This is a genomic window from Streptomyces sp. NPDC093801 (assembly GCF_040701585.1).
GTDB lineage: Bacteria > Actinomycetota > Actinomycetes > Streptomycetales > Streptomycetaceae > Streptomyces.
The window spans coordinates 33,742-53,148 of the sequence record NZ_JBFBDP010000030.1 but is presented as its reverse complement, the minus strand read 5'-3'; the positions used below and the strand labels follow the sequence as shown (position 1 = coordinate 53,148).

19 protein-coding genes are annotated in these 19,407 nt (G+C 74.3%); 6 read left to right on the top strand and 13 right to left on the bottom strand.

The window, feature by feature from the left end; all coding sequences use genetic code 11:
• Positions 1 to 3: 3 nt before the first annotated feature.
• Together AB0469_RS30415 and AB0469_RS30410 are read right to left on the bottom strand one after the other, a co-directional pair.
• A complete protein-coding gene (locus AB0469_RS30415) occupies positions 4 to 1,266 on the bottom strand; it encodes an MFS transporter (RefSeq protein WP_366454662.1) in 1,263 nt (420 codons plus the stop codon).
• Positions 1,267 to 1,268: 2 nt separating this feature from the next.
• Positions 1,269 to 2,150: an alkaline phosphatase family protein gene (locus AB0469_RS30410; protein WP_366454661.1), complete on the bottom strand. Its 882-nt coding sequence runs from the start codon at positions 2,148 to 2,150 to the stop codon at positions 1,269 to 1,271.
• Positions 2,151 to 2,418: 268 nt separating this feature from the next.
• Here AB0469_RS30410 and AB0469_RS30405 point away from each other — a divergent pair, with 268 nt between their 5' ends.
• The gene (locus AB0469_RS30405; RefSeq protein WP_366454660.1) at positions 2,419 to 3,777 is read left to right on the top strand and encodes an alpha/beta hydrolase-fold protein; all 1,359 of its coding nucleotides are present in this window, start codon (positions 2,419 to 2,421) and stop codon (positions 3,775 to 3,777) included.
• Here the strand turns inward: AB0469_RS30405 and AB0469_RS30400 are convergent.
• On the bottom strand, positions 3,755 to 5,209 hold the full coding sequence (locus AB0469_RS30400) for a carboxylesterase family protein (protein WP_366454659.1): 1,455 nt from the start codon (positions 5,207 to 5,209) through the stop codon (positions 3,755 to 3,757). The genes AB0469_RS30405 and AB0469_RS30400 overlap by 23 nt on opposite strands.
• 143 nt (positions 5,210 to 5,352) lie before the next feature.
• On the opposite strand from AB0469_RS30400, the gene AB0469_RS30395 reads away from it, so the two are divergent.
• Together AB0469_RS30395 and AB0469_RS30390 are read left to right on the top strand one after the other, a co-directional pair.
• Entirely contained in the window at positions 5,353 to 5,676 is a 324-nt protein-coding gene (locus tag AB0469_RS30395; RefSeq protein WP_366454658.1) for a hypothetical protein, read from the top strand.
• A gap of 94 nt (positions 5,677 to 5,770) precedes the next feature.
• Entirely contained in the window at positions 5,771 to 6,055 is a 285-nt protein-coding gene (locus tag AB0469_RS30390) for a chaplin (protein WP_042809228.1), read from the top strand.
• Positions 6,056 to 6,156: 101 nt separating this feature from the next.
• On the opposite strand, the gene AB0469_RS30385 is transcribed toward AB0469_RS30390, so the two are convergent.
• The 5 genes from AB0469_RS30385 to AB0469_RS30365 all read right to left on the bottom strand — a co-directional run bounded on the left by AB0469_RS30385 (position 6,157) and on the right by AB0469_RS30365 (position 10,841).
• A complete protein-coding gene (locus AB0469_RS30385) occupies positions 6,157 to 7,020 on the bottom strand; it encodes a tyrosinase family protein (protein WP_366454657.1) in 864 nt (287 codons plus the stop codon).
• Positions 7,021 to 7,047: 27 nt separating this feature from the next.
• Positions 7,048 to 7,416, bottom strand: coding sequence for a tyrosinase family oxidase copper chaperone (locus AB0469_RS30380; protein WP_366454656.1), 369 nt, complete (start codon positions 7,414 to 7,416; stop codon positions 7,048 to 7,050).
• A gap of 115 nt (positions 7,417 to 7,531) precedes the next feature.
• Positions 7,532 to 8,680, bottom strand: coding sequence for an acyl-CoA dehydrogenase family protein (locus AB0469_RS30375; protein WP_366454655.1), 1,149 nt, complete (start codon positions 8,678 to 8,680; stop codon positions 7,532 to 7,534).
• Entirely contained in the window at positions 8,677 to 9,867 is a 1,191-nt protein-coding gene (locus AB0469_RS30370) for an acyl-CoA dehydrogenase family protein (RefSeq protein WP_366454654.1), read from the bottom strand. Before AB0469_RS30370 ends, AB0469_RS30375 begins: the two co-directional genes overlap by 4 nt.
• Positions 9,864 to 10,841, bottom strand: a complete 978-nt coding sequence (locus AB0469_RS30365) for an NADPH:quinone oxidoreductase family protein (protein WP_366454653.1) — start codon at positions 10,839 to 10,841, stop codon at positions 9,864 to 9,866. Before AB0469_RS30365 ends, AB0469_RS30370 begins: the two co-directional genes overlap by 4 nt.
• 186 nt (positions 10,842 to 11,027) lie before the next feature.
• Here AB0469_RS30365 and AB0469_RS30360 point away from each other — a divergent pair, with 186 nt between their 5' ends.
• Positions 11,028 to 11,642, top strand: a complete 615-nt coding sequence (locus tag AB0469_RS30360; RefSeq protein ID WP_366454652.1) for an SMI1/KNR4 family protein — start codon at positions 11,028 to 11,030, stop codon at positions 11,640 to 11,642.
• Positions 11,643 to 11,826: 184 nt separating this feature from the next.
• Here AB0469_RS30360 and AB0469_RS30355 read toward each other — a convergent pair whose 3' ends face one another.
• The 4 genes from AB0469_RS30355 to AB0469_RS30340 all read right to left on the bottom strand — a co-directional run bounded on the left by AB0469_RS30355 (position 11,827) and on the right by AB0469_RS30340 (position 16,324).
• A complete protein-coding gene (locus AB0469_RS30355) occupies positions 11,827 to 12,591 on the bottom strand; it encodes a PIG-L family deacetylase (protein ID WP_366454651.1) in 765 nt (254 codons plus the stop codon).
• Between the two features lie 89 nt (positions 12,592 to 12,680).
• On the bottom strand, positions 12,681 to 13,991 hold the full coding sequence (locus AB0469_RS30350; protein ID WP_366454650.1) for an alpha/beta fold hydrolase: 1,311 nt from the start codon (positions 13,989 to 13,991) through the stop codon (positions 12,681 to 12,683).
• Between the two features lie 118 nt (positions 13,992 to 14,109).
• Positions 14,110 to 15,195 (bottom strand): S-(hydroxymethyl)mycothiol dehydrogenase, encoded by a 1,086-nt coding sequence (locus AB0469_RS30345; RefSeq protein WP_366454649.1) that lies wholly within the window; start codon positions 15,193 to 15,195, stop codon positions 14,110 to 14,112.
• A 73-nt stretch (positions 15,196 to 15,268) separates the two neighbouring features.
• On the bottom strand, positions 15,269 to 16,324 hold the full coding sequence (locus AB0469_RS30340) for a LysR substrate-binding domain-containing protein (protein ID WP_366454648.1): 1,056 nt from the start codon (positions 16,322 to 16,324) through the stop codon (positions 15,269 to 15,271).
• A 71-nt stretch (positions 16,325 to 16,395) separates the two neighbouring features.
• Here AB0469_RS30340 and AB0469_RS30335 point away from each other — a divergent pair, with 71 nt between their 5' ends.
• On the top strand, positions 16,396 to 17,379 hold the full coding sequence (locus AB0469_RS30335) for a dihydrodipicolinate synthase family protein (RefSeq protein WP_366454647.1): 984 nt from the start codon (positions 16,396 to 16,398) through the stop codon (positions 17,377 to 17,379).
• Between the two features lie 402 nt (positions 17,380 to 17,781).
• Entirely contained in the window at positions 17,782 to 18,558 is a 777-nt protein-coding gene (locus AB0469_RS30330) for a LysM peptidoglycan-binding domain-containing protein (RefSeq protein WP_366454646.1), read from the top strand.
• On the opposite strand, the gene nadE is transcribed toward AB0469_RS30330, so the two are convergent.
• Complete coding sequence (gene nadE, locus AB0469_RS30325; protein ID WP_366454645.1) at positions 18,552 to 19,400, bottom strand: ammonia-dependent NAD(+) synthetase; 849 nt, start codon at positions 19,398 to 19,400, stop codon at positions 18,552 to 18,554. The genes AB0469_RS30330 and nadE overlap by 7 nt on opposite strands.
• Positions 19,401 to 19,407 lie beyond the last annotated feature (7 nt).

Genomic DNA, 19,407 nt, shown 5'->3' with positions numbered 1-19,407 from the left:
GGGTCAGGTCCCGTTGGGCTTCAGCCGCGCGCAGCCGGCGACGGCGACGGCGAGCAGCACGGCGGCCACCGCGAGCGCCGGCCGGGCGCCCCAGACGGTCCAGGCGGCGCCGAAGCCCAGGGAGGCGGCGAACCGGGCGAGGGCCTGGCCGGTCTGGACGAGGGCGAGCCCGCCGCCCCGGTGCTCCTCGGGCACGGCCCCGGCGGCCTCCGCCATGAGCACGCCGTCGGTGGCGGCGTAGAAGGCGCCGTGCAGCACGAGGACCGCGTAGGGCAGGGCCGGGTGCTGGGCGCCGGTGAGGAGCAGGCCGTACGCGAGGAGCAGGGCGAGGTGCCCGCCGAGGAAGACCCGGCGGCGGCCGACGCGGTCGGCCAGGCGGCCCAGGGGCATCGCGAGCAGGAAGAAGGCTGCGGCGGTGCCGAGCGGCAGCAGCGCGAACCAGCGGTCGGCGATTCCGGTGGCCTTCTGCAGGAGCAGGAAGACGAAGGCGTCGCTGACGGTGCACAGCCCCAGCAGCAGCGCGCACAGGGCGGTGCGGCGCAGGTTCCGGCGGCGCAGCAGGCCGAGGGAGGCCCGCAGGGAGACCGGGGCGGCGTCGGGGGCGGGCTCGGAGCGGCGGCCGGGTACGAAGAGGACCAGGACCAGGACGCCGAGGGCGGCCACGCAGGCGCTGACGGTGAAGACGGCGTCGTAGCCGTCGGCGGCGCCGCGCAGGATCAGGAAGGCCAGCAGCGGCCCGATCAGCGCGCCGGCGGTGTCCATGGCCCGGTGCACGCCGAAGGCGCGGCCGCGGTCCTCGGGGGCGGCGGCGAGGGAGATCAGCGCGTCGCGCGGGGCGGTGCGCAGTCCCTTGCCGGTGCGGTCGAGGGCGAGGACGGCGCCGATGGCGGGGAGGGTGTGGGCGAGCAGCAGCAGCGGCTTGCACAGGGCGGAGAGGCCGTAGCCGATGCCGGCGAGCGCCTTGTGCCGGCCGAGCCGGTCGCCGAGGTGGCCGCCGGTGAGGCGGACCAGGGCGCTGACACCGTTGTAGACGCCGTCGAGGAGGCCGAAGCCGAGCGGGGTGAGCCCGAGTCCGGCGACGAGGTAGAGCGGGAGCACGGCCGTGACCATCTCGGAGGAGACGTCGGTGATCAGGCTGACCGTGCCCAGGGCGAGCACCGTGGGGGCGAGGGCGGCGCGCCGCCCCGGGCTGGTGCCCGGGGCGACGGCCTGCGTCTCGGGGGCCACGGCGGGCGCGGGGGTACCGCGACTGTCCGCGACGTACATGGTCAGGAAGCCCAGATCCCCGTGATGTCCTTGGCGGTGGCGGCGTTCCCGGCGTGGGCGGTCAGCCCGGCCAGGCCCTCCAGGGTCCGGAGCATGTCGTAGTGGTTGTAGGTGGTGGCCGAGGTGGAGCCCGGGGTCACGGGCTGGCCGTAGAGCACGGTCGGGATCTGGTTGCCGGCGAGGCGGTTGTCCTCGTCGAAGGTGACGACGAGCAGGCTGTTGTGGGTCTTGGCCCAGTCCGCGTAGGCCTTGAGGTTGTTCTTCAGCCAGGTGTCGCCGGTGCCGACGGAGCAGTCGTGCATGTCGCTGCAGAGGTTCGGGACGACGAAGGACACCTTGGGCAGGGTGGTGAAGTCCGTCGGGAACTGGGTCATCGTCTTCGCGGTGCTGGTGGGCACGTTGGAGAAGGCGAACCAGGGGTTGTGCTTGCGGGCGTACTTGCCGCTGGAGCAGGTGGTGGAGCCCTGGCTGGGGAGGGTCTCGTTGTAGCTGCCCCAGCTCTTGCCGGCGGCGATCAGCTCGGAGGCCAGGTTGGGCGCGGAGCTGAAGCCGGGGGTGTAACAGCTGTCGTCCGTGACGCCCTGGTTGGAGCCCGAGAAGAGCTGCATGTAGTTGGGCTGGCTGGGGTGGGTGATGTCGTAGGACTGGGTGAGGTTGGCACCCCCGGCCTTCAGGGAGTTGATGTACGGGGCGCTGGAGCTGCCTATGACCTGGTTGTAGGCGTGGTTCTCGAAGACCACGACGACGGTGTGGTCGGGGGCGGGCAGACCCGCGGCGTGTGCGGGCTGCGCGCTGCCGAGGCCGGCCCAGAGGGCGGCGCCGGCGGCGGTGACGCCGAAGGCGGTGGCGAGGGCGGTCCTGCGGCGAGGCCGTGAAATGGTCATGCCAAACACGGGATGTACCTCCGGGCACATGGGGGAAGTCGGGGGCGGCGGCGCGGACGCACCATACCCAGGGGCATGTGCATGGGCCAGGGACGCGCGGGGAACGGCAGGGGAACTCCGTGCGCCCTACAGGCGATGGGCAATGCCCTACCCCTCGGACCGTCAAGAAAATGAAAAATAGGGAACCCCGGGGCACTATCGTTCATCATTCGAACGGAAGCAGTCATCACCCCCGACGGGGCCAGCAACAGCCGGAGAGCCACCGCACATGTCGTACTCACCCGACGGCCAGTACCAGCCGCCGTACAGGCCGGAAGGTCAGAACCCGCCGCCGCGCCCGCCGTACGGCCAGCAGGGCCGGCCGCCGTACGCCCCCCAGGGCGGCCGGCCGCAGTCCCCGTACGGGCAGCAGCCGCCGCAGGGCGGGCAGCCCTACGGCCGCCCCCAGCAGGGGGGCCGGCCCCCGTACGGGCAGGACCAGTACGGGTACGAGGCGCCCACGCAGCAGCAGCCCCGTTTCGAGCAGCAGCAGTACGACCGCTACGAGCCTCCCTACGAGGAGGAGCCGCCGCGCCGCAAGTCCAAGGCGAAGAAGTGGATCACCGCCGGCGTCACCGTGCTGGCCCTCGCCGGCATCGGCGCGGGCGTGATGGCGTACTTCGAAATACCGCCGTTCACCGACAAGGGCGACTCCGTCTCCTTCGGGAAGCCGGCGGGCGGCGAGGGCGGCGGGGCCAAGCAGGCGCCGAACTCCAAGATGTCGATGCCCACCAACCCGACGGCCCAGTTCAAGAACGCCTCGACCCTGCCGGACGGCACCCACGTGGCGGTCACCGAGCTGGACGGCAAGAAGTCGGGCTTCAAGGGCAAGGTCTGGGTCTGGGCTCCGAAGGAGTACAACGACCCCAAGTTCGCCAAGAGCGGCTTCCCGGTCATGATCGCCCTGCCCGGCGGCGCGGGCTACCCGATCAACTACTGGATGGGCACCGACCTCAAGCTCCAGTCCAGCATCAGCAAGTGGTACTCGGAGGGCAAGAGCAAGCCCTTCATCCTGGCGATGCCGGTGCTCAATCCGCAGCCGGACGAGCCCAAGGCCATCTACTGGGACGGCTCCGACATCCCGGGCCAGCCCAAGATGGGCACCTGGCTGACCGACGACGTCCCGGACCTGATGCGGGAGAACTTCCGCACCGTCAAGTCGCGTGACGGCTGGGCCTTCATGGGCTCCTCGACGGGCGGCTTCTCCAGCCTCAAGGCGGTGCTCAAGTACCCGGAGAAGTTCAAGGCCGCGATCTGCTCCGGACCCGACATCGTCCCGGACTCCCCGCTGTGGGTCGGCCACGACAAGGAGAAGGCCGAGAACAACCCCGAGCTCCTCGCCAAGCAGCTCATCGACAAGAAGGGCGCTCCGGACGTCTACCTGGCCTTCCAGGTCGGCGACAACGAGAGCAACAAGAAGACGCTCCCGGACGTCCAGAAGTTCGTCTCCACCTATACCAAGGGACCCATCCACACCAGCCTGAGAGTGATCCCGGGCGGCCAGCACAACGCCAAGACCTACGTGCCGAACATGGGCGAAGGCCCGATCGAGTTCATCAGCAAGGTCATGGAAGGACCAGTGGAGTAACAGCCTCCGCGCGCACTGCCTCCGGCTCCGGCCCGTCGAACACCTTCGGCGGGCCGTCGCCGTTCCAGGGCGCCCAGCCGGGGTCCCCGGTGGTGGCGTAGCGGACCCAGGCACCGTGCATCTCGTCGGCCAGGGCCTGCGGCGCGTCCGGCCCGGCCAGCCAGGAGGACTCCGGCAGGCCGAGGGTGTCGAAGACGAAGCCCAGCTCCAGCGCGTGGCAGGCGCCGAGGCCGGGCAGGCCGCTGGGCCAGCGGAACTCGTAGAGGTGGCTCGGGGCCGCCCGCCGCGCCCCGGCGATCCGGCGCAGGGGGTCGCGCAGCAGCCGGTCGGTGACCAGGTGCCCGGCGAGGTCGGCCGGGGAGGCCTCCGGCAGCGCGGTGCGCAGCGCCCGTACGGCGGCCCCGTCCTTGCCGCCGCGCAGCCGGCCGTAGGCCACGGCCAGCGGGCCGAGCCGGTCCAGCAGCCGCATCCCGCCGGTCGGCGCGAGCCACAGCCGGTGCTCCTGCGCGGTCCAGCCCATCAGCAGCGGTACGTCCGAGGCCGCGGCGGCCTCCAGCGGGTCGACCGGGAGCGTGTCGGGGTCGGTGACCAGCCCGAAGGCGGGGCCGCCGAGCACCGGGGAGGAGCGGCGCATCGCCGCCTCCTGGGCGCAGAGCAGCGCGGGCAGGCCCACCGCCTCGAAGGCCCGGGCGGTGGCGGGCACCCGCAGCCGGGCGGCCATCCGGCGGACCATGGTGCGGACCTGGTCGCGCGGGAGCACCTCGGGGGCCCCGCTCTGCAGGACGGCCCGCGCGAACAGGCCCGCCGCGCGGGGGGCGGCGAGCAGGGCGCCGGTGCTGATGGCGCCGGCGGACTCGCCGAAGACCGTGACCCGGCCGGGGTCCCCGCCGAAGGCCTCGATGTTGTCCCGGACCCATTCCAGGGCCGCTATCTGGTCGAGGAGGCCGCGGTTGGCGGGTGCGTCGGGGAAGAGCCCGTAGCCGAGCACCCCGAGGCGGAAGTTGACCGAGACCAGCACGACCCCGTCGCGGGCGAAGGCCGAGCCGTCGTAGACGGGGACCGCGGAGGAACCCCGGGTGTGGGCGCCGCCGTGGATCCAGACCATCACCGGCAGCCGGGCCCCGGGGCCCGGGTCCGGGGTCCAGACGTTGAGGGTGAGGCAGTCCTCGCCGGGGATCTCCGGGTCGGACAGCAGGGCGGCGAAGACGGGCGGGTAGGGCACCTTGGGAGCGGTCGGCCCGAAGGCCCCGGCGTCGCGTACGCCGTCCCAGGCGTCCGGGGGCCGCGGGGCGGCGAAGCGGCGGGGTCCGGTGGGCGGGGCGGCGTAGGGGACGCCCCGGAACACGGCGGTGCCGTCGGCCTGCCGGAGGCCCTCCACGACCCCGTACCCGGTGCCGGCCCGGGGCCGGTCGAAGCCGCCCGCTGTGCCCATCCACGCCCTCCTCGGTCGCCCCCGGTCCGCGCCGGGCCTCGCACCGGCCCGGTTCCGCTTCCGGGCACTTCCAGCACGGTCGCACACCCGCCCGAGGGGTGACAAGGCGTGACCGGGTCCCGGGAGGGCCGGGTTGGACCGGCATGCGAGCGAACCTCATCCCCCCTGCCGCGGCGGCCCTGGCGCTGGGTGCCCTGCTCTCGGCGGCGGCCGGCGCGGCGCAGGCCGCCGGGCCCGGATTCCAGTACGTCGGCCAGGACGACCGCGTCCACGCGGTGACCTCCCCGAAGGGCTGCGTCGCGGCGGAGGGCGGCAGCGGCCGCGCGGTCACGAACCGCACCGGACTCACCGCGTCCCTGTACCGCGAACCGCACTGCAAGGGCCCTGTCGTGGCCGTTCTGCGGCCGGATGCGGTCACTCCGGTCCGGCCCTACTTCGCCTCTGTCCGTTTCTCCGCCCCCGGGTAGCCGAAGGGGCCGTGACCACTCGGCGCCCGCCGCGTTGTATGCCATGTCAAATGCCGCAGAGGATGCGGCGCCCACATCTCACGAGGAGATCTTGATGTCGCGTATCGCGAAGGCATTCGCCATCACCGCTGTCGCCGGTAGCACCGTGGCCGCCGGCGCCGGTCTGGCCGTCGCCGATGCCGGAGCGCACGGTGCGGCGGTCGGTTCCCCCGGTGTCCTGTCGGGCAATGTCGTCCAGGTTCCGGTTCACGTCCCGGTCAACGTGTGCGGCAACACCGTCAACGTGATCGCCCTGCTGAACCCGGCCTTCGGCAACACCTGCGTCAACGCCTCGGGCGGCGGCCACCACCACACCGAGGGCGGCAGCTACGGCGAGTGATCGCCTCCCGCGCCTGACCGGCTGAAGGGCCCCCGCCGTGCGGCGGGGGCCCTTTGCGTGCGGCGCGTCCCGTGCCCGGCCGCCGCTCGCCGCGGCGCGCCTCACTCGTAGCGGTAGACGCCGCCGTGGCCGAGCATCTCGCGCGGGGTGACGTCCCACGGCGGCATCGGCTCGTCGAGGGCGATCACCCGGCCGCGCTGGAGGTCGCCGAGCTCCAGCGGCGCGGCGGGCAGGTAGCCCGAGCCGGGGTGGCGCCGCTGCCAGCGGTCCCAGACGAGGTCCACGAAGGCGTGGTGCAGCCAGAACGCGGGGTCGTTGGGGGAGGTGCCGCCCGTCATGTGCCCGCCGATCCACTGGTGGACCTTGTTGTGGTTGCGCCAGCGCTCGCTCTTCGGCGCGGCCCAGCCCTCCAGCTTGTTGCGGAAACTGCCGCCCTCCGTGGTGGAGTTCCAGGGCGAGGAGTCGTAGACGGGATCGTCGATCGCCCACTGCAGTTCGGCGGCGGTCGGCAGGGAGATCGGGTTGTCCGGCCGCCCGAGGTTGCGGGTGAGGAACGGTGCCTCGCTGACCCCGACGGTGATGGTCCAGTTGCCCCGCTCGTGGGCGAAGGGGCCGGTCGTCACCTGGCGGTCGCCCTCCCGCCCGGTGCCGCCGAGGAAGTCCTCGGCCCACAGGGAGGAGACGGGGCTGGAGTCGGCGGTCCAGTCCCAGTACGGGATGGAGACCTGGGGGTCGAGCTCCCTCAGCCGCTTCTCGAACTCCAGCAGGTAGCTGCGGTGCCAGGGGAAGAACGACGGGGACATGTGCCCGACGCGCAGCTTCCGGTCCCGGTCGGGCACGAAGTAGGTGCCGTGGGTGCGCACGAACTCGTCGTAGGTGCCGTTGCGCTTGAGTTCCAGCAGCGCGGCCGTGAACCGCTTCTTCTGCGCGCTGGTGAGGTTCTTCTGGTTCTGCCGGGTGTACACCGCGGGGGTCCTCCTGGTTCCCGTGCCTCAGCCGTGGTGCGGGGCGGCCAAGGCCAGCTGGGTGGTGCCGAGTTCGTCGACGGCGGCGCGGGCCAGCTCCAGCGGGGTCTCGTAGGACTGGAAGTGGTTCATCGCGCTGAGGTAGCTGCCGTCGGCGCGGCGCATGACGTGCAGGGGCCGGCCGTCGATGTGCACCGCCGCCCGGGCCGGGTCGACGCTGATGTGCCGGCCGCGGTACGTCTCCTCGGTGAGCGGCGCCGGGCCCAGGGTCTGGCGCGGGCGGCGCGCGCGCAGGACGGGGGCCAGGGCTGCGGCCGTGCCGGCGAGGGCGGTCGCCCCGAACACCGTACGGAGGAAGGCGCGGCGGGTGCGCGGTACGGCGGCGCTGGCGTGCATGCGGGTCTCCCTCGCTCGTTGGTCCGCGTACGCGGTCTAACGCGGAGTGGCGGGGGAGGTCACCTCGGCGGGGCGGGCGGGATCGCGGAGAGCCGTGAACCGCCCGCCCCGGCCGTTACGGAGCCGGGAGTTCGGCGAAGTCGGCGACCAGGCCGAGGTGGTGGCCGGCGGTGCCGAGGGCGAGGGAGTCGGCCTTGGCGCGCTTGAGGTAGAGGTGGGCGGGGTGTTCCCAGGTCATCCCGATGCCCCCGTGGAGCTGGACGCACTCCTCGGCCGCGCGGACGGCGACCCCGGAGCAGTGGGCCTGGGCGACGGCCACCGTCAGCGGGGCGTCGGGTGCGGCCGTCGCGAGGGCGTCGGCGGCGGCCCGGGCGGCCGCGCGGGCGGACGCCACCTCCAGCCACAGCCGGGCGAGGCGGTGCTTGAGGGCCTGGAAGGAGCCGACGGGGCGGTTGAACTGGTGGCGGCCGCGCAGGTACCCGACGGTCTCGGTGAGGCACCACTCGGCCAGCCCGAGCTGCTCCGAGGCCAGCAGGCCCGCGCCGGACAGCAGGGCGCCGGCGACGGCCGCCCGTGCGGTGGCGGGGTCCGCGAGGCGGGTCCCGGCGGCGGAGTCGAGGGTGACGGTGGCCAGGGGGCGGGTCAGGTCCAGCGGGACCGCCGGGTGCAGGACGGCGCGGTCGGCGGGGACGGCGTGGAGCCCGGTGTCGGCGAGGACCAGCAGGACGTCGGCGGCCACCGCGTCGGCGACGGAGGTGACGGTGCCGCTGAGCACCCCTCCCCCGGCGTCGTGGAGCGGCGCCGGCAGGGGCGCGCCGGGGGCCAGGGTGAGCGGCAGGGCGGGTACGCAGACGAGCCGGCCGGCCGCGAGCTCCCGTACCAGCTCCGCGGCCTCGGGCCCGTCGCAGGCGCAGGCGAGCAGGATCTCGGCGGCGAGGACGGAGCTGGTCAGGTACGGGACGGGGGCCACGGCCCGGCCCAGCTCCTCCAGGACCACGGCGGCCTCGCGGTGGCCCGCGCCCGCCCCGCCCAGCTTCTCGGGGACGAGCAGTCCGGCGGCGCCGATCTCCGCGGCCAGGGTGCGCCACGGCTCCGGGGCGTGGGGGCGGCCGGTCTCCGCGCGGGCGAGGACGGCCGCGGTGTCGCAGCGGTCGGCGAGCAGGGACCGTACGGCCGCGCGGAGTTCCTCCTCGGTGTCGGAGTAGAGGAGGTCGATGGGGGCGCGGGGGGCCGGGTGGCCCGGCCGCGGCGGGCGTGCGGTCATCGGGCGAGGTCCTTCCAGGGGGTGTCCTTGTCGTCACGCGGTTCGGCGGGCAGTCCGAGCACGCGTTCGGCGACGATGTTGAGGAGGATCTCGCTGGTGCCGCCCTCGATGCTGTTGCCCTTGGCGCGCAGGTAGCGGTATCCGGCGTCGCGGCCGGTGAAGTCGACGATCTCGGGGCGGCGCATCGTCCAGTCCTCGTACAGGAGGCCCTCCTCGCCGAGGAGTTCCACCTCCAGGCCGCTGATCTCCTGGTTGAGGCGGGCGAAGGTGAGCTTCATCCCGCTGCCCTCGGGGCCGGGCTGGCCGGCCGCGAGCTGCTGGCGCAGCCGTTCGGCGGTGAGGCGGGCGACCTCGGCCTCGACCCACAGGCCGAGGAGCCGCTGGTGCAGGGCGTGGGTGCGCAGCTCGGGGCGTTCGCGCCAGGCGGCGGCGACGGGGGCGATCATGCCGCCCTCGCGCGGCAGGCGCATGCCGCCGATGGAGACGCGTTCGTTCATGAGGGTGGTGCGGGCCACGGCCCAGCCCTCGCCGACGGCGCCGAGGCGGTGGGCGTCGGGGATGCGGACGCCGGTGAGGAAGACCTCGTTGAACTCGGCCTCGCCGGTGATCTGGCGCAGCGGGCGGACCTCGACGCCCGGGGCGTGCATGTCGCACAGGAAGTAGGTGATGCCCCGGTGCTTGGGGAGCTCCGGGTCGGTGCGGGCGATGAGGATGGCCCAGCGCGCGGTGTGGGCGCTGGAGGTCCATACCTTCTGCCCGTCGACCACCCATTCCCCGGCGGCCTCGTCGAGGACGGCGCGGGTGCCGAGGGCGGCGAGGTCGGAGCCGGCCCCGGGTTCGCTGAAGAGCTGGCACCAGACCTCCTCCCCCAGCCACAGGGGGCGCAGGAAGCGGTGCTTCTGCTCCTCGGTGCCGTAGGCGAGGATCGTGGGGGCCGCCATGCCGAGGCCGATGCCGATGCGGCGGGGGTCGTTGTCGGGGGCGCCGGCGGCCTCCAGCTCGGCGTCGACGACGGCCTGGAGGGTGCGGGGCGCGCCGAGGCCGCCGAGGCCCTCGGGGTAGTGGACCCAGGCGAGGCCGGCGTCGAAGCGGGCGCGCAGGAAGTCGGCGGGGGCGGTGGCCGCGGGCGGGTGGGCGGCGAGCAGCTCGCGGGTGCGGGCGAGGAGTCCTCCGGCGGTGGCGGTCATCGCGTCCCGCCGTCCGGCAGGGACGGTACGACGACCAGCCGGCCGGTGGTGGCGCCGTCGGCGACGCGCTGGACGGCGTCGGCGGCCCCGGCGAGCGGGACGCGTTCGCTGACCAGGGGTCTGACCGCCCCTTGGGCGGCGAGGCGGGTGAGTTCGGCGTGGCAGGCGAGGACGGCGGCGGGGTCCTTGGCGGCGTACAGCCCCCAGTGGAGCCCGAGGATCGAGTAGTTCTTCACCAGGGCGTGGTTGAGGGCCGGGGTGGGCACGGTGCCGCCGGCGAAGCCGACGACGACGATGCGGCCCTCGAAGGCGACGCACTTGGCGGAGGCGGTGTAGGCGTCGCCGCCGACGGGGTCGTAGACGACGTCGGCCCCGCGTCCGCCGGTGAACTCCCTGACCCGGGCGACGAGGTCCTCGGCGGTGCGGTCGACGACGAGGTCGCAGCCGAGCTCCTCCGCGGTGCGGGCCTTGGCCTTGCCGCCGACGACCCCGATGACGGTGGCCCCGGCGGCCTTGCCGAGCTGGACGGCGGCGCTGCCGACCCCGCCGGCGGCGGCGTGCACGAGGAGGGTCTCCCCGCTGCGGATGCGGGCCCTGCGGTGCAGGCCGAACCAGCCGGTCTGGTAGCCGATGTGCAGGGCGGCGGCCTCGGCGTCGTCGAGGGGGTCGGGAGCGGGCAGCAGGGCGTGCGCGGGGGCGGTGACGTACTCGGCGAACCCGCCGTGGGGCAGGCTCGGGTTGGCGATGACGCGCCGTCCGTCCTCGGTCTCGGCGCAGACCTCGACGCCGGGGGTGAAGGGCAGCGGGGGCCGGATCTGGTACTGGCCCCGGGTGAGGAGCGCGTCGGGGAAGTTGACGTTGGCGGCGAGCACCCTGAGTCTGACCTCGCCCTCGCCGGGTACCGGTTCGGGGACCTCCTCGAGGCGCATGGCCTCGCGGGGCTCTCCGGTGGTGTGTACTCGCCATGCCTGCATCCGGGGCCTCCAGCCGCCGTCGAGGAACCACGCTCGGCGGCATACTAAGCGGTCGCTTGACACCTTGGGAACCCTCGGCGGCGGGCGCCTCCCCCGCCCGGGCCGACGCCGTCCGCGGCCGGACCTGTCCGCGGTGCGTTCACCCCGTGGTGACCGTTGTCGGTGGGGTGCGGCACCATCGGGGGCATGAAGATCCACGAATGGGAACCGTTCCTGCGCACCTGGAGCGACGAGCGCGACGCCGCCCGGCGGGCCGAGGAGCCCCCGGAGCCGCCGCTCGGCTGGCTGGGCTTCGAACCGGCCGCACCGGAGCGGATCGCCGCGCTCGAAGCCCGGCTCGGGGCCCCGCTGCCGCCCTCCTACCGGGCCTTCCTGGAGGTCACCGACGGCTGGCGGTGGGCCGGGGAGTTCGTGGAGCTGCTGGCGCCGGCGGCCGAGGTGGGGCCGGTCCGGGAGCTGACGGCCTCCCTCCACGAGGACCTCACGATGTGGGAGCGGGAGGACCTGGACGCGGACCTCGACGAGGAGGACGAGGAGGACGAGGACGAAGGGGACGAAGAGGAGGGGGACGAGGAGGAGTACGAGAGCGCCCGGTGGAACCGCGCGGTGCAGATATCCCTGACCGGGGACCAGACCTGGCTGCTCCTCGACCCCGGTGACGTGGACGCCGACGGCGAGTGGGCGGCGTACCGCTACTCCACCTGGAGCGGGTACGGACCGCAGCGCTACGACTCCTTCGCCGCACTGATGCGCGCGGAGTACCAGGGCTTCCTGAAGCTGCGCAGGCCCAAGGCTCCCTAGGGCCTGAAGTGCGGGGGCCGGCGGGTGGGCTCCCGGCCCCGGCCGATCGGCTCGCCGGGGCGGCAGAGGGCCAGGAGCGCGACCCCGTCCGGCCGGACGCGCTCCTCGCCCTGCCGTGTCGACCACGCCCACCGAACGGCCGACGACCGCACATTGACGAGCCGTCAGAGACCTGGGGACGTGATCAGCGCGGGAAGACCTCGAACGGGACCGCCGGGACACCGCCGAAGCGGGCCGCCGCCTGCTGCACGTTGCCGGTCAGGAAATTCCTGACGTACGCGTGCGGGTCCTCGTCGGTCAGTGCCGCGATGTAGGCCTTGTGCTCCAGCAGGGAGAGCACGGCGCGCTCCAGCCCGGGGCCGGCCTCGACCGCGTGCGTCGGCGTGGTGGTCCCCGACACCGCGACCCACCGCACCCCGTCCCACGGCTCCAGGCCCTGCTCGGAGATGAGTTCGGGGAAGATCCACCGGTTGCCCGCGTCCCCGGCGGCGTCCAGGACGGCCCGGCCGACGGCCTTGTGGTCGGGGCTGTTCCAGTTCCCCCCGCCTTCCGCTCCGCCCCAGGTGTCCCGGTGGTTGAGCGTGATCACCAGTTCGGGCCGGTGGCGCCGGATGGCCGCCGCGATGTCCCGGCGCAGGGCCGGGCCGTACTCGATGACGCCGTCGCGGTGGTCGAGGAACTCCACCGTCGAGACCCCGACGACGGCCGCGCTGGAGCGCTGCTCGGCCTCGCGCAGCGGGGCGCACTCGTCCGGCGCGACCCCGTCGATGCCGGCCTCGCCCCGGGTGGCGAGCACGTAGGCGACCTCGCGGCCGCCGTCCGTCCAGTGGGCGATGGCCGCCGCGCAGCCGTATTCCAGGTCGTCGGGGTGGGCGACCACCGCGAGGGCGCGCCGCCAGTCGGTGGGCATCGGCTGCAAGGGCGCCTGCTGATCAGCTTGTTCGGTCATAGGCCGCACAATAGGCGAACGGACCGTCACGGACGGGTGCTGGCGCCGCCCGGCGCGACGCGGGGCGGGCGAGATCCGTAAGAGACGGCCTAGTCGTCGAGGAGGGTCAGGAGGCGGTCCAGGACGTGGGGGCCGCTCGCGCGGACGCCGTCGTGTTCGTACTCGTTCGTCACCCAGGTGCGCAGGCCGCGGATCGCGGCGGCCGTGCGCAGGGAGTGCGCGGTGTCGACGTACATGTCGTCGTGGTAGACGGCCGCCGCGACCGGGACCTCGTTGGCGGCGAGCCGGGACGGGTCGTAGAGGGGCTGCCAGCCGGTGCGGGCGGCCAGGAGTTCGGCCGTGTCGCGCAGCGGGGCCAGGGCGGGGTCGACGGTGAAGTGCCAGGGGTGGATGGTCTCGCCGGTGAACAGGAGGGGGTCGGCGCCCTCGAGGGTCTTGGCGGCGTCGAAGCGCGGGTGGGCGGCGCGGACGCGTTCGGCGGCCCAGCCGGTGGGGGCGGCCGGGTCCTGGGCGTAGATGGCCTCGTGGAGGAGGGCGTAGAGGGGGTGGCCGGCGAAGGAGAGGTGGGAGTGGACCGCTTCGAGGAAGGCGTCCGAGAGGGCGGGTCCGGCCGGGGTGGTGAGGAAGGCGTCCTCGAGGAGGTAGTGGAGCTGGTGGCTGCCGTCGCCGGTGCCGAGGAGGAGGCCGAGGGACTGGAAGGCCTCGGTGGTGAGCCGGTAGCCGCCCGGGAGTTCGGCGGGGTGCTCGGCGAGGTGGGCGGCGATGCGGCGGGCGCGCTCCACGTCCATGGGGTAGCGGGCGTAGTGGGCGAGGTTCTTGCGCTCGACGCGGGGGTAAGCGGCCTCGTACACCTGGGTCGCGGTGGCGTCGAGGGAGGGCAGTCCGCCGGTGATCAGGGCGGCGGTGAGGCCTTCGGGGGCGGTGGAGAGGTAGTGGGTGGTGCAGAAACCGCCGAAGCTCTGCCCGAGCACGGTCCAGGGGGCGCCGCCGGTCAGGGTGCGGCGGACGGTCTCGGCGTCGCGGACGATGGAGTCGGCCCGGAAGTGGGCGAGGAGCCCGGCCTGCTGCGCCGGGGTGCCGCGCAGGGGCAGGGTCTGCCGGTTGAGCGGCGTGGAGCGGCCTGTTCCGCGCTGGTCGAGGAGGAGCACGCGGTAGTCGGCCAGGGCCCGCTCCAGCCAGGCCTGCCGCCCGGTGAAGCGCCGCGCCCCGAAGCCGGGGCCGCCCTCCAGGTAGAGCAGCCAGGGCAGCGGCGCGGGGTCCTTGCCGCTCGCCACGACCTCGCGCGCGTAGAGCTCGATGTGCTCGCCGTCGGGGCGGGCGTGGTCGAGCGGAACGCTGAAGCGGTGGTCGGTGAGGACGACACCGGGCTGGCGGTAGCTGTGGCTGCGCTGGCGGGTCACGGAAGGCCCCTGGGGTGTGGGTGCGGGCCTCCGCCGGGGCCCCGGCCGGGTCGCGGCCGGGGCGGGCGGAGGTGTGCGGTCCGGCCGAGTCTACGGAACCGCCCCCGCCGTCACCGGGTCAGAACTCGACCACCGAGCGGAGCACCTCACCGCGCTCCATACGGGCGAAGGCCTCCTCGACCCCGTCGAGCGGGATGGTCTCGGAGACGAAGGCGTCCAGGTCGAGCCGGCCCTGGAGGTAGAGGTCGATCAGGAGCGGGAAGTCGCGCTCGGGCAGGCAGTCCCCGTACCAGGAAGACTTGAGGGAACCGCCGCGGCCGAAGACGTCGAGGAGCGGGAGTTCGAGCTTCATGTCCGGCGTCGGCACGCCGACCAGCACCACCGTGCCGGCCAGGTCGCGGGCGTAGAAGGCCTGCTGGTAGGTCTCGGGGCGGCCGACGGCCTCGACGACCACGTCCGCGCCGTTCCCGCCGGTCAGCTCCTGGATCGCCTTGACCACGTCCTGCGTGCGGCCGTTGACGGTGTGGGTGGCGCCGAGTCCGCGCGCCCACTCCAGCTTCCGGTCGTCCAGGTCGACGGCGATGATCTTCGAGGCGCCGGCCAGCCGGGCCCCGGCGACCGCCGCGTTGCCCACTCCCCCGCAGCCGATGACGGCGACCGAGTCCCCGCGCCCGACGTTGCCGGTGTTCAGGGCGGCGCCGAGGCCGGCCATCACCCCGCAGCCCAGGAGGCCCGCGGCGGCGGGCGAGGCGGCCGGGTCCACCTTGGTGCACTGTCCGGCGGCGACGAGGGTCTTCTCCGCGAAGGCTCCGATGCCCAGCGCCGGGGAGAGCGGGGTGCCGTCCTCCAGGGTCATGGGCTGGGTGGCGTTGTGCGTGGCGAAGCAGTACCAGGGGCGCCCGCGCTTGCAGGCCCGGCAGGTGCCGCACACCGCGCGCCAGTTGAGGACCACGAAGTCGCCGGGGGCGACGGAGGTGACGTCCGGGCCGACGGACTCGACGACGCCGGCCGCCTCGTGGCCGAGGAGGAAGGGGAACTCGTCGTTGATGCCGCCCTCGCGGTAGTGCAGGTCGGTGTGACAGACCCCGCAGGCCTGGACCTTGACCAGGGCCTCGCCCGGCCCCGGGTCGGGCACGAGGATCGTGGTCGTCTCCACCGGTGCGCCCTTGCTCCGCGCGATGACTCCTCGTACGCGATGTGCCACGTCGTACCCCGTTCTGATCGGATCGGTCTGGATCACCGAACGTACACGGGCGGGGCGCGGTACGGGAGTTGTGTCACGCTCCGGCGCGCGGTACGGCCAGATCCGGCGGTACGCAGGCGCGGAGCGAGGCGGTGAAGGCGGCCACGGCGGGGTGGGCGCCGGCCCCGCTGCGGAAGGCGATCTTGGTGCGGCGTTCCATGTGGAGGCGGGTCAGGGCGACGCCGGAGCCCGGGGGTCCGGTCACCCCGAGCTGCGGTACGACGGCCACCCCCTGCCCGGCCGCGACCAGCGCGAGGACGGTGGCGAACTCGTCGATGCGGTGGCGGACGCGCGGGGTGAACCCGGCCGCCTGGCAGGCGCGCAGGGTCATGGCGTGGCAGAGGGTGCCGGGGGTGGCGGTGATCCAGGGCGCGTCGCGGTGGGCCCGCAGGACGGCGCCCTGGTCGGGGCCGCCGGCGGGTCCCGCGGCCGGTGCGGGCGCCGGGGCCGGAGCCGGAGCCTGAGACGGGGCCGGAGCCGGGGCCGGAGCCGGAGCCGGGGCCGGAGCCGGAGCCGGAGCCGGGGCCGGAGCCGGAGCCGGAGCCGGAGCCGGGGCCGGGGCCGGGGCGGCCAGGTACATCGCCTCCCCGTACAGCGGCCGGGTGGCCAGCCCCGGCTCCGGGGGCGCGGGGACGAAGTCGTACTCGTGGACGAGGGCGACGTCCAGGTCACCGGCCCGCAGTGCGTGCGCGACCGCCGCCGGGTCCGTCTCGTGGACCATCGGCTCCAGCGCCGGGTGGCGGCGGGCCAGGTGGACCAGGGCGGCCGGGACGAGGGCGCGGGTCGCCGTGGGGAAGGCGCCGATCCGCAGCACCCCGGCGAGGCCGCTGCGGGCCTCGGCGAGGTCGGCGTCGGCCCGTTCCAGCCGCTCCAGGACCGCCTCGGCGTGCCCGACCAGGTTCTGGGCCGCCGGGGTGAGCCGGACCCGGCGGCCGGTGCGCTCCAGCAGCGGCAGCCCCGCCTCGCGTTCGAGGACGGCGAGTTGCTGGGAGACGGCGGAGGGGCTGTAGGCGAGGGCCTCGGCCACGGCGGCGATGGTGCCACGCCGGGCGAGTTCGCGCAGGAGCCGCAGGCGGCGTACGTCGAGCATCGGCTCAGCTTACGGATCACGTAAGGAACGTGAACTGGATTCGGCGCTCGGGGCGGGTGAGGCTCTTGGACATGCGACAGGACACCGAACGACACACGGCACGGCACGCGGAGCGGCACGGCGAACGGCAGACGGGGCGGACGCCGGGCCGGACCTCGGGCCGGGGCACGGGGCCCTTCCCCGGCGGGATCCACGTCCCGCTCGTCACCCCCTTCACCCGCGGCGGGGAGGTCGCCACCGGGGCTCTGGAGGCCCTCGCGCACGAGGTGCTCGAAGCGGGCGCGGCCGGGATCGTCGCCCTGGGCACGACCGCCGAGGCGGCCGCCCTGGAGGAGGCCGAGCGGGAGCTGGTGACCGGGGTCTGCGCCCGGGTCTGCCGGGAGCGGGGCGCGTCCCTCACGGTGGGGGCGGGGGCGGGCGGGACCCGCGCGGCGGAGGCCTCGCTGGCGGAGCTGGCACGGTGTCCGGAGGCGGGGGCGGCGCTGGTGGCGGTACCGCCGTTCGTCCGGCCGGGGTCGGCGGGGGTGCTGGCCCACTTCGCACGGCTGGCCGAGGTGAGCCCGGTACCGCTGATCGTCTATCACATCCCGTACCGCACGGGGCAGCCGCTCGGCGCGGCCGCGCTGCGCGCCCTCGGCTCGCTGCCCGGGGTGGCCGGGGTGAAGTACGCGGGCGGCGGGATCGGCCAGGAGGCGGTGGCGCTGCTGGGCGATCTGCCGGAGGGGTTCGCGGTGCTGGCCGGGGACGACGTGTACCTGTCGCCGCTGCTGGCGCTCGGGGCATCGGGCGGGATCCTCGCCTCGGCGCACCTGGCGACGGAGCGGTTCGCGGAGCTGGCCGGGGCCTGGCGGGACGGCGACGCGGCGCGGGCCCGGGAGCTGGGCCACGGGCTGGCGCGGCTCTCGGCGGCGCTCTTCACGGAGCCGAACCCGGCGGTGGTCAAGGGCGTGCTCCACGCACAGGGGCGGATCCCGACGCCGGACGTACGGCTTCCGCTGCTGCCGGCGTCGGATGCGGCGGTGGCGGCCGCCCTGAAGGAGCTGGCCGCGCTCTGACCTCGCCGCGAACCCCCGCAGCCACGCCCGATTCGTCCCTATTTCTCACCAAACAGCACTCTCGCGCGAGTCGCCCCAATCGGCGGCATCGACCCGCGAATTGCCCGTATTGAGCGCGGGCCCGGAGGGCCCGGCGGGCCCGTGATGTGAACCACACCCGCCGGGCCAACATCAATTTCCCCGGAAGGGTCGATTCCCTTTTCCCGGAAAGGAAAACCGGGATTTCCGGATAAGTTTTCCAAGGTCATTTACCGGGGGGCCGGAGAGAAGTCGATCTCCGGGGGGAATTCCCGTCTTGTCCGGCCCCCCGCGCTCGCCTACGGTCACCCTCATTCCCGGTGGCCGCATGCCGAATCCGGCCGCCGCCGGGGCTCTCCCGTACCCCCACGTGAGGACACGCCCATGCCCGCATCCGGTAAGCACCGTCGGCCGAAGCAGCACAGGATCGCCCGCAGGCTGGCCTTCGCCGGCACGGGCGGAGCGGCCCTCGCCCTCCCCCTGATCAGCGTGACCACGGCCGGGGCGGCCGTCGCGCAGCCGGCCGCGGCGCCCGCCGTGAGCACCCTGGCCCGTCCCGCGGCCGCACCGGCCGCCGAACCGGCCGTGGAAAAGGCGGCGGCCCCCCTGGTCTATTCCGTGGTCGGCGGCGACACCCTCACGAAGATCGCGACGGAGCATTCCGTGGACGGCGGCTGGCAGGCCCTCTACGACGCCAACCGCGGGGTCATCGGAAAAGACCCCTCCGTCATCCGCCCCGGCCTCAAGCTGACCCTCGGCGGCGCCGCGAAGGCCGCCGCCACCCGGGCCACGGCGCTCGCCGCCAAGCCCGCCGCGGTGCCCGCCGCCGCCAAGACCTACGCGAACAACCTGGACGGCTGGATCCGGCAGTCGCTGGACATCATGGCCGAGCACGGGATCCCCGGCACCTACAACGGGATCCACCGCAACGTGATGCGGGAGTCCTCGGGCAATCCCCTCGCCATCAACAACTGGGACTCCAACGCCGCGGCCGGCATCCCCTCGAAGGGCCTGCTCCAGGTCATCGACCCGACCTTCCGGGCCTACCACGTGCCCGGCACCGCGATGGACTCGTACGACCCCGTCGCGAACATCACGGCCGCCTGCAACTACGCCGCCGCCCGCTACGGCTCCATCGACAACGTCAACGGCGCCTACTGAGCCGGAAGGTGCCCCGGGGCGATCGGCAGCCGCCGCTTGTGGTCGGTGAGCCGGTAGCGGCGGACGATCGTCTCGAAGGCCCGCGCGTCGACCGGCTTGCCCTCCAGGAAGTCGTCGATGTCGTCGTAGGTGACCCCGAGGGCGTCCTCGTCGGCCTTGCCCGGGTCGAGGGTCTCCAGGTCGGCGGTCGGGGTCTTCCACACCAGCTCGGCGGGCGCGCCCAGGGCGTCCGCGACCCCGCGCACCCGGCGCTTGGTCAGACCGGTCAGCGGGACCAGGTCCGCGGCCCCGTCGCCGAACTTGGTGAAGAAGCCGGAGACCGCCTCGGCGGCGTGGTCGGTGCCGACCACCAGGCCGTCCCGGGCGCCGGCCACCGCGTACTGGGCGATCATGCGCTGGCGGGCCTTGATGTTGCCGTGGACGAAGTCCTCGTGGTGGGCGTCGCGGAACTCCACGCCGGCGGCCCGCGCGGCCTCCAGCGCGGCGTCGCTCGCCGGCCTGACGTCCACGGTCAGGACCTCGTCGGCGCGGATGAAGGACAGGGCGAGCTGGGCGTCGTGCTCGTCGGCCTGGACGCCGTAGGGCAGCCGCATCGCGTAGAAGCGGGCCTCGTGCCCGGCCGCGCGCGCCCGCTCGACGGCGAGCTGGCACAGCCGGCCGGCGGTGGTGGAGTCGACGCCGCCGCTGATGCCGAGCACGAGGGAGCGCAGGCCCGTGGAGGTCAGCCGCTCGGCGAGGAAGGCCACCCGGCGCTCGATCTCCCGCTCGGCGTCGAAGGTCTCGGCGACCTCCAGCTCCCGGGCGATCTCCTGCTGCAGGGCGATGGACGCCGGCTCGCTCACGTCTGCT

Bases quoted from the DNA above. Each gene is read 5' to 3' on its own strand.
- AB0469_RS30360 (WP_366454652.1), top strand. From the start codon at position 11,028: ATGAAGATCCACGAATGGGAACCGTTCCTGCGCACCTGGAGCGACGAG.
- AB0469_RS30355 (WP_366454651.1), bottom strand. From the start codon at position 12,591: ATGACCGAACAAGCTGATCAGCAGGCGCCCTTGCAGCCGATGCCCACC.
- AB0469_RS30405 (WP_366454660.1), top strand. From the start codon at position 2,419: ATGTCGTACTCACCCGACGGCCAGTACCAGCCGCCGTACAGGCCGGAA.
- AB0469_RS30370 (WP_366454654.1), bottom strand. From the start codon at position 9,867: ATGACCGCCACCGCCGGAGGACTCCTCGCCCGCACCCGCGAGCTGCTC.
- AB0469_RS30390 (WP_042809228.1), top strand. From the start codon at position 5,771: ATGTCGCGTATCGCGAAGGCATTCGCCATCACCGCTGTCGCCGGTAGC.
- AB0469_RS30380 (WP_366454656.1), bottom strand. From the start codon at position 7,416: ATGCACGCCAGCGCCGCCGTACCGCGCACCCGCCGCGCCTTCCTCCGT.
- AB0469_RS30415 (WP_366454662.1), bottom strand. From the start codon at position 1,266: ATGTACGTCGCGGACAGTCGCGGTACCCCCGCGCCCGCCGTGGCCCCC.
- AB0469_RS30330 (WP_366454646.1), top strand. From the start codon at position 17,782: ATGCCCGCATCCGGTAAGCACCGTCGGCCGAAGCAGCACAGGATCGCC.
- AB0469_RS30365 (WP_366454653.1), bottom strand. From the start codon at position 10,841: ATGCAGGCATGGCGAGTACACACCACCGGAGAGCCCCGCGAGGCCATG.
- AB0469_RS30340 (WP_366454648.1), bottom strand. From the start codon at position 16,324: ATGCTCGACGTACGCCGCCTGCGGCTCCTGCGCGAACTCGCCCGGCGT.
- AB0469_RS30375 (WP_366454655.1), bottom strand. From the start codon at position 8,680: ATGACCGCACGCCCGCCGCGGCCGGGCCACCCGGCCCCCCGCGCCCCC.
- AB0469_RS30400 (WP_366454659.1), bottom strand. From the start codon at position 5,209: ATGGGCACAGCGGGCGGCTTCGACCGGCCCCGGGCCGGCACCGGGTAC.
- AB0469_RS30335 (WP_366454647.1), top strand. From the start codon at position 16,396: ATGCGACAGGACACCGAACGACACACGGCACGGCACGCGGAGCGGCAC.
- AB0469_RS30395 (WP_366454658.1), top strand. From the start codon at position 5,353: ATGCGAGCGAACCTCATCCCCCCTGCCGCGGCGGCCCTGGCGCTGGGT.
- AB0469_RS30410 (WP_366454661.1), bottom strand. From the start codon at position 2,150: ATGACCATTTCACGGCCTCGCCGCAGGACCGCCCTCGCCACCGCCTTC.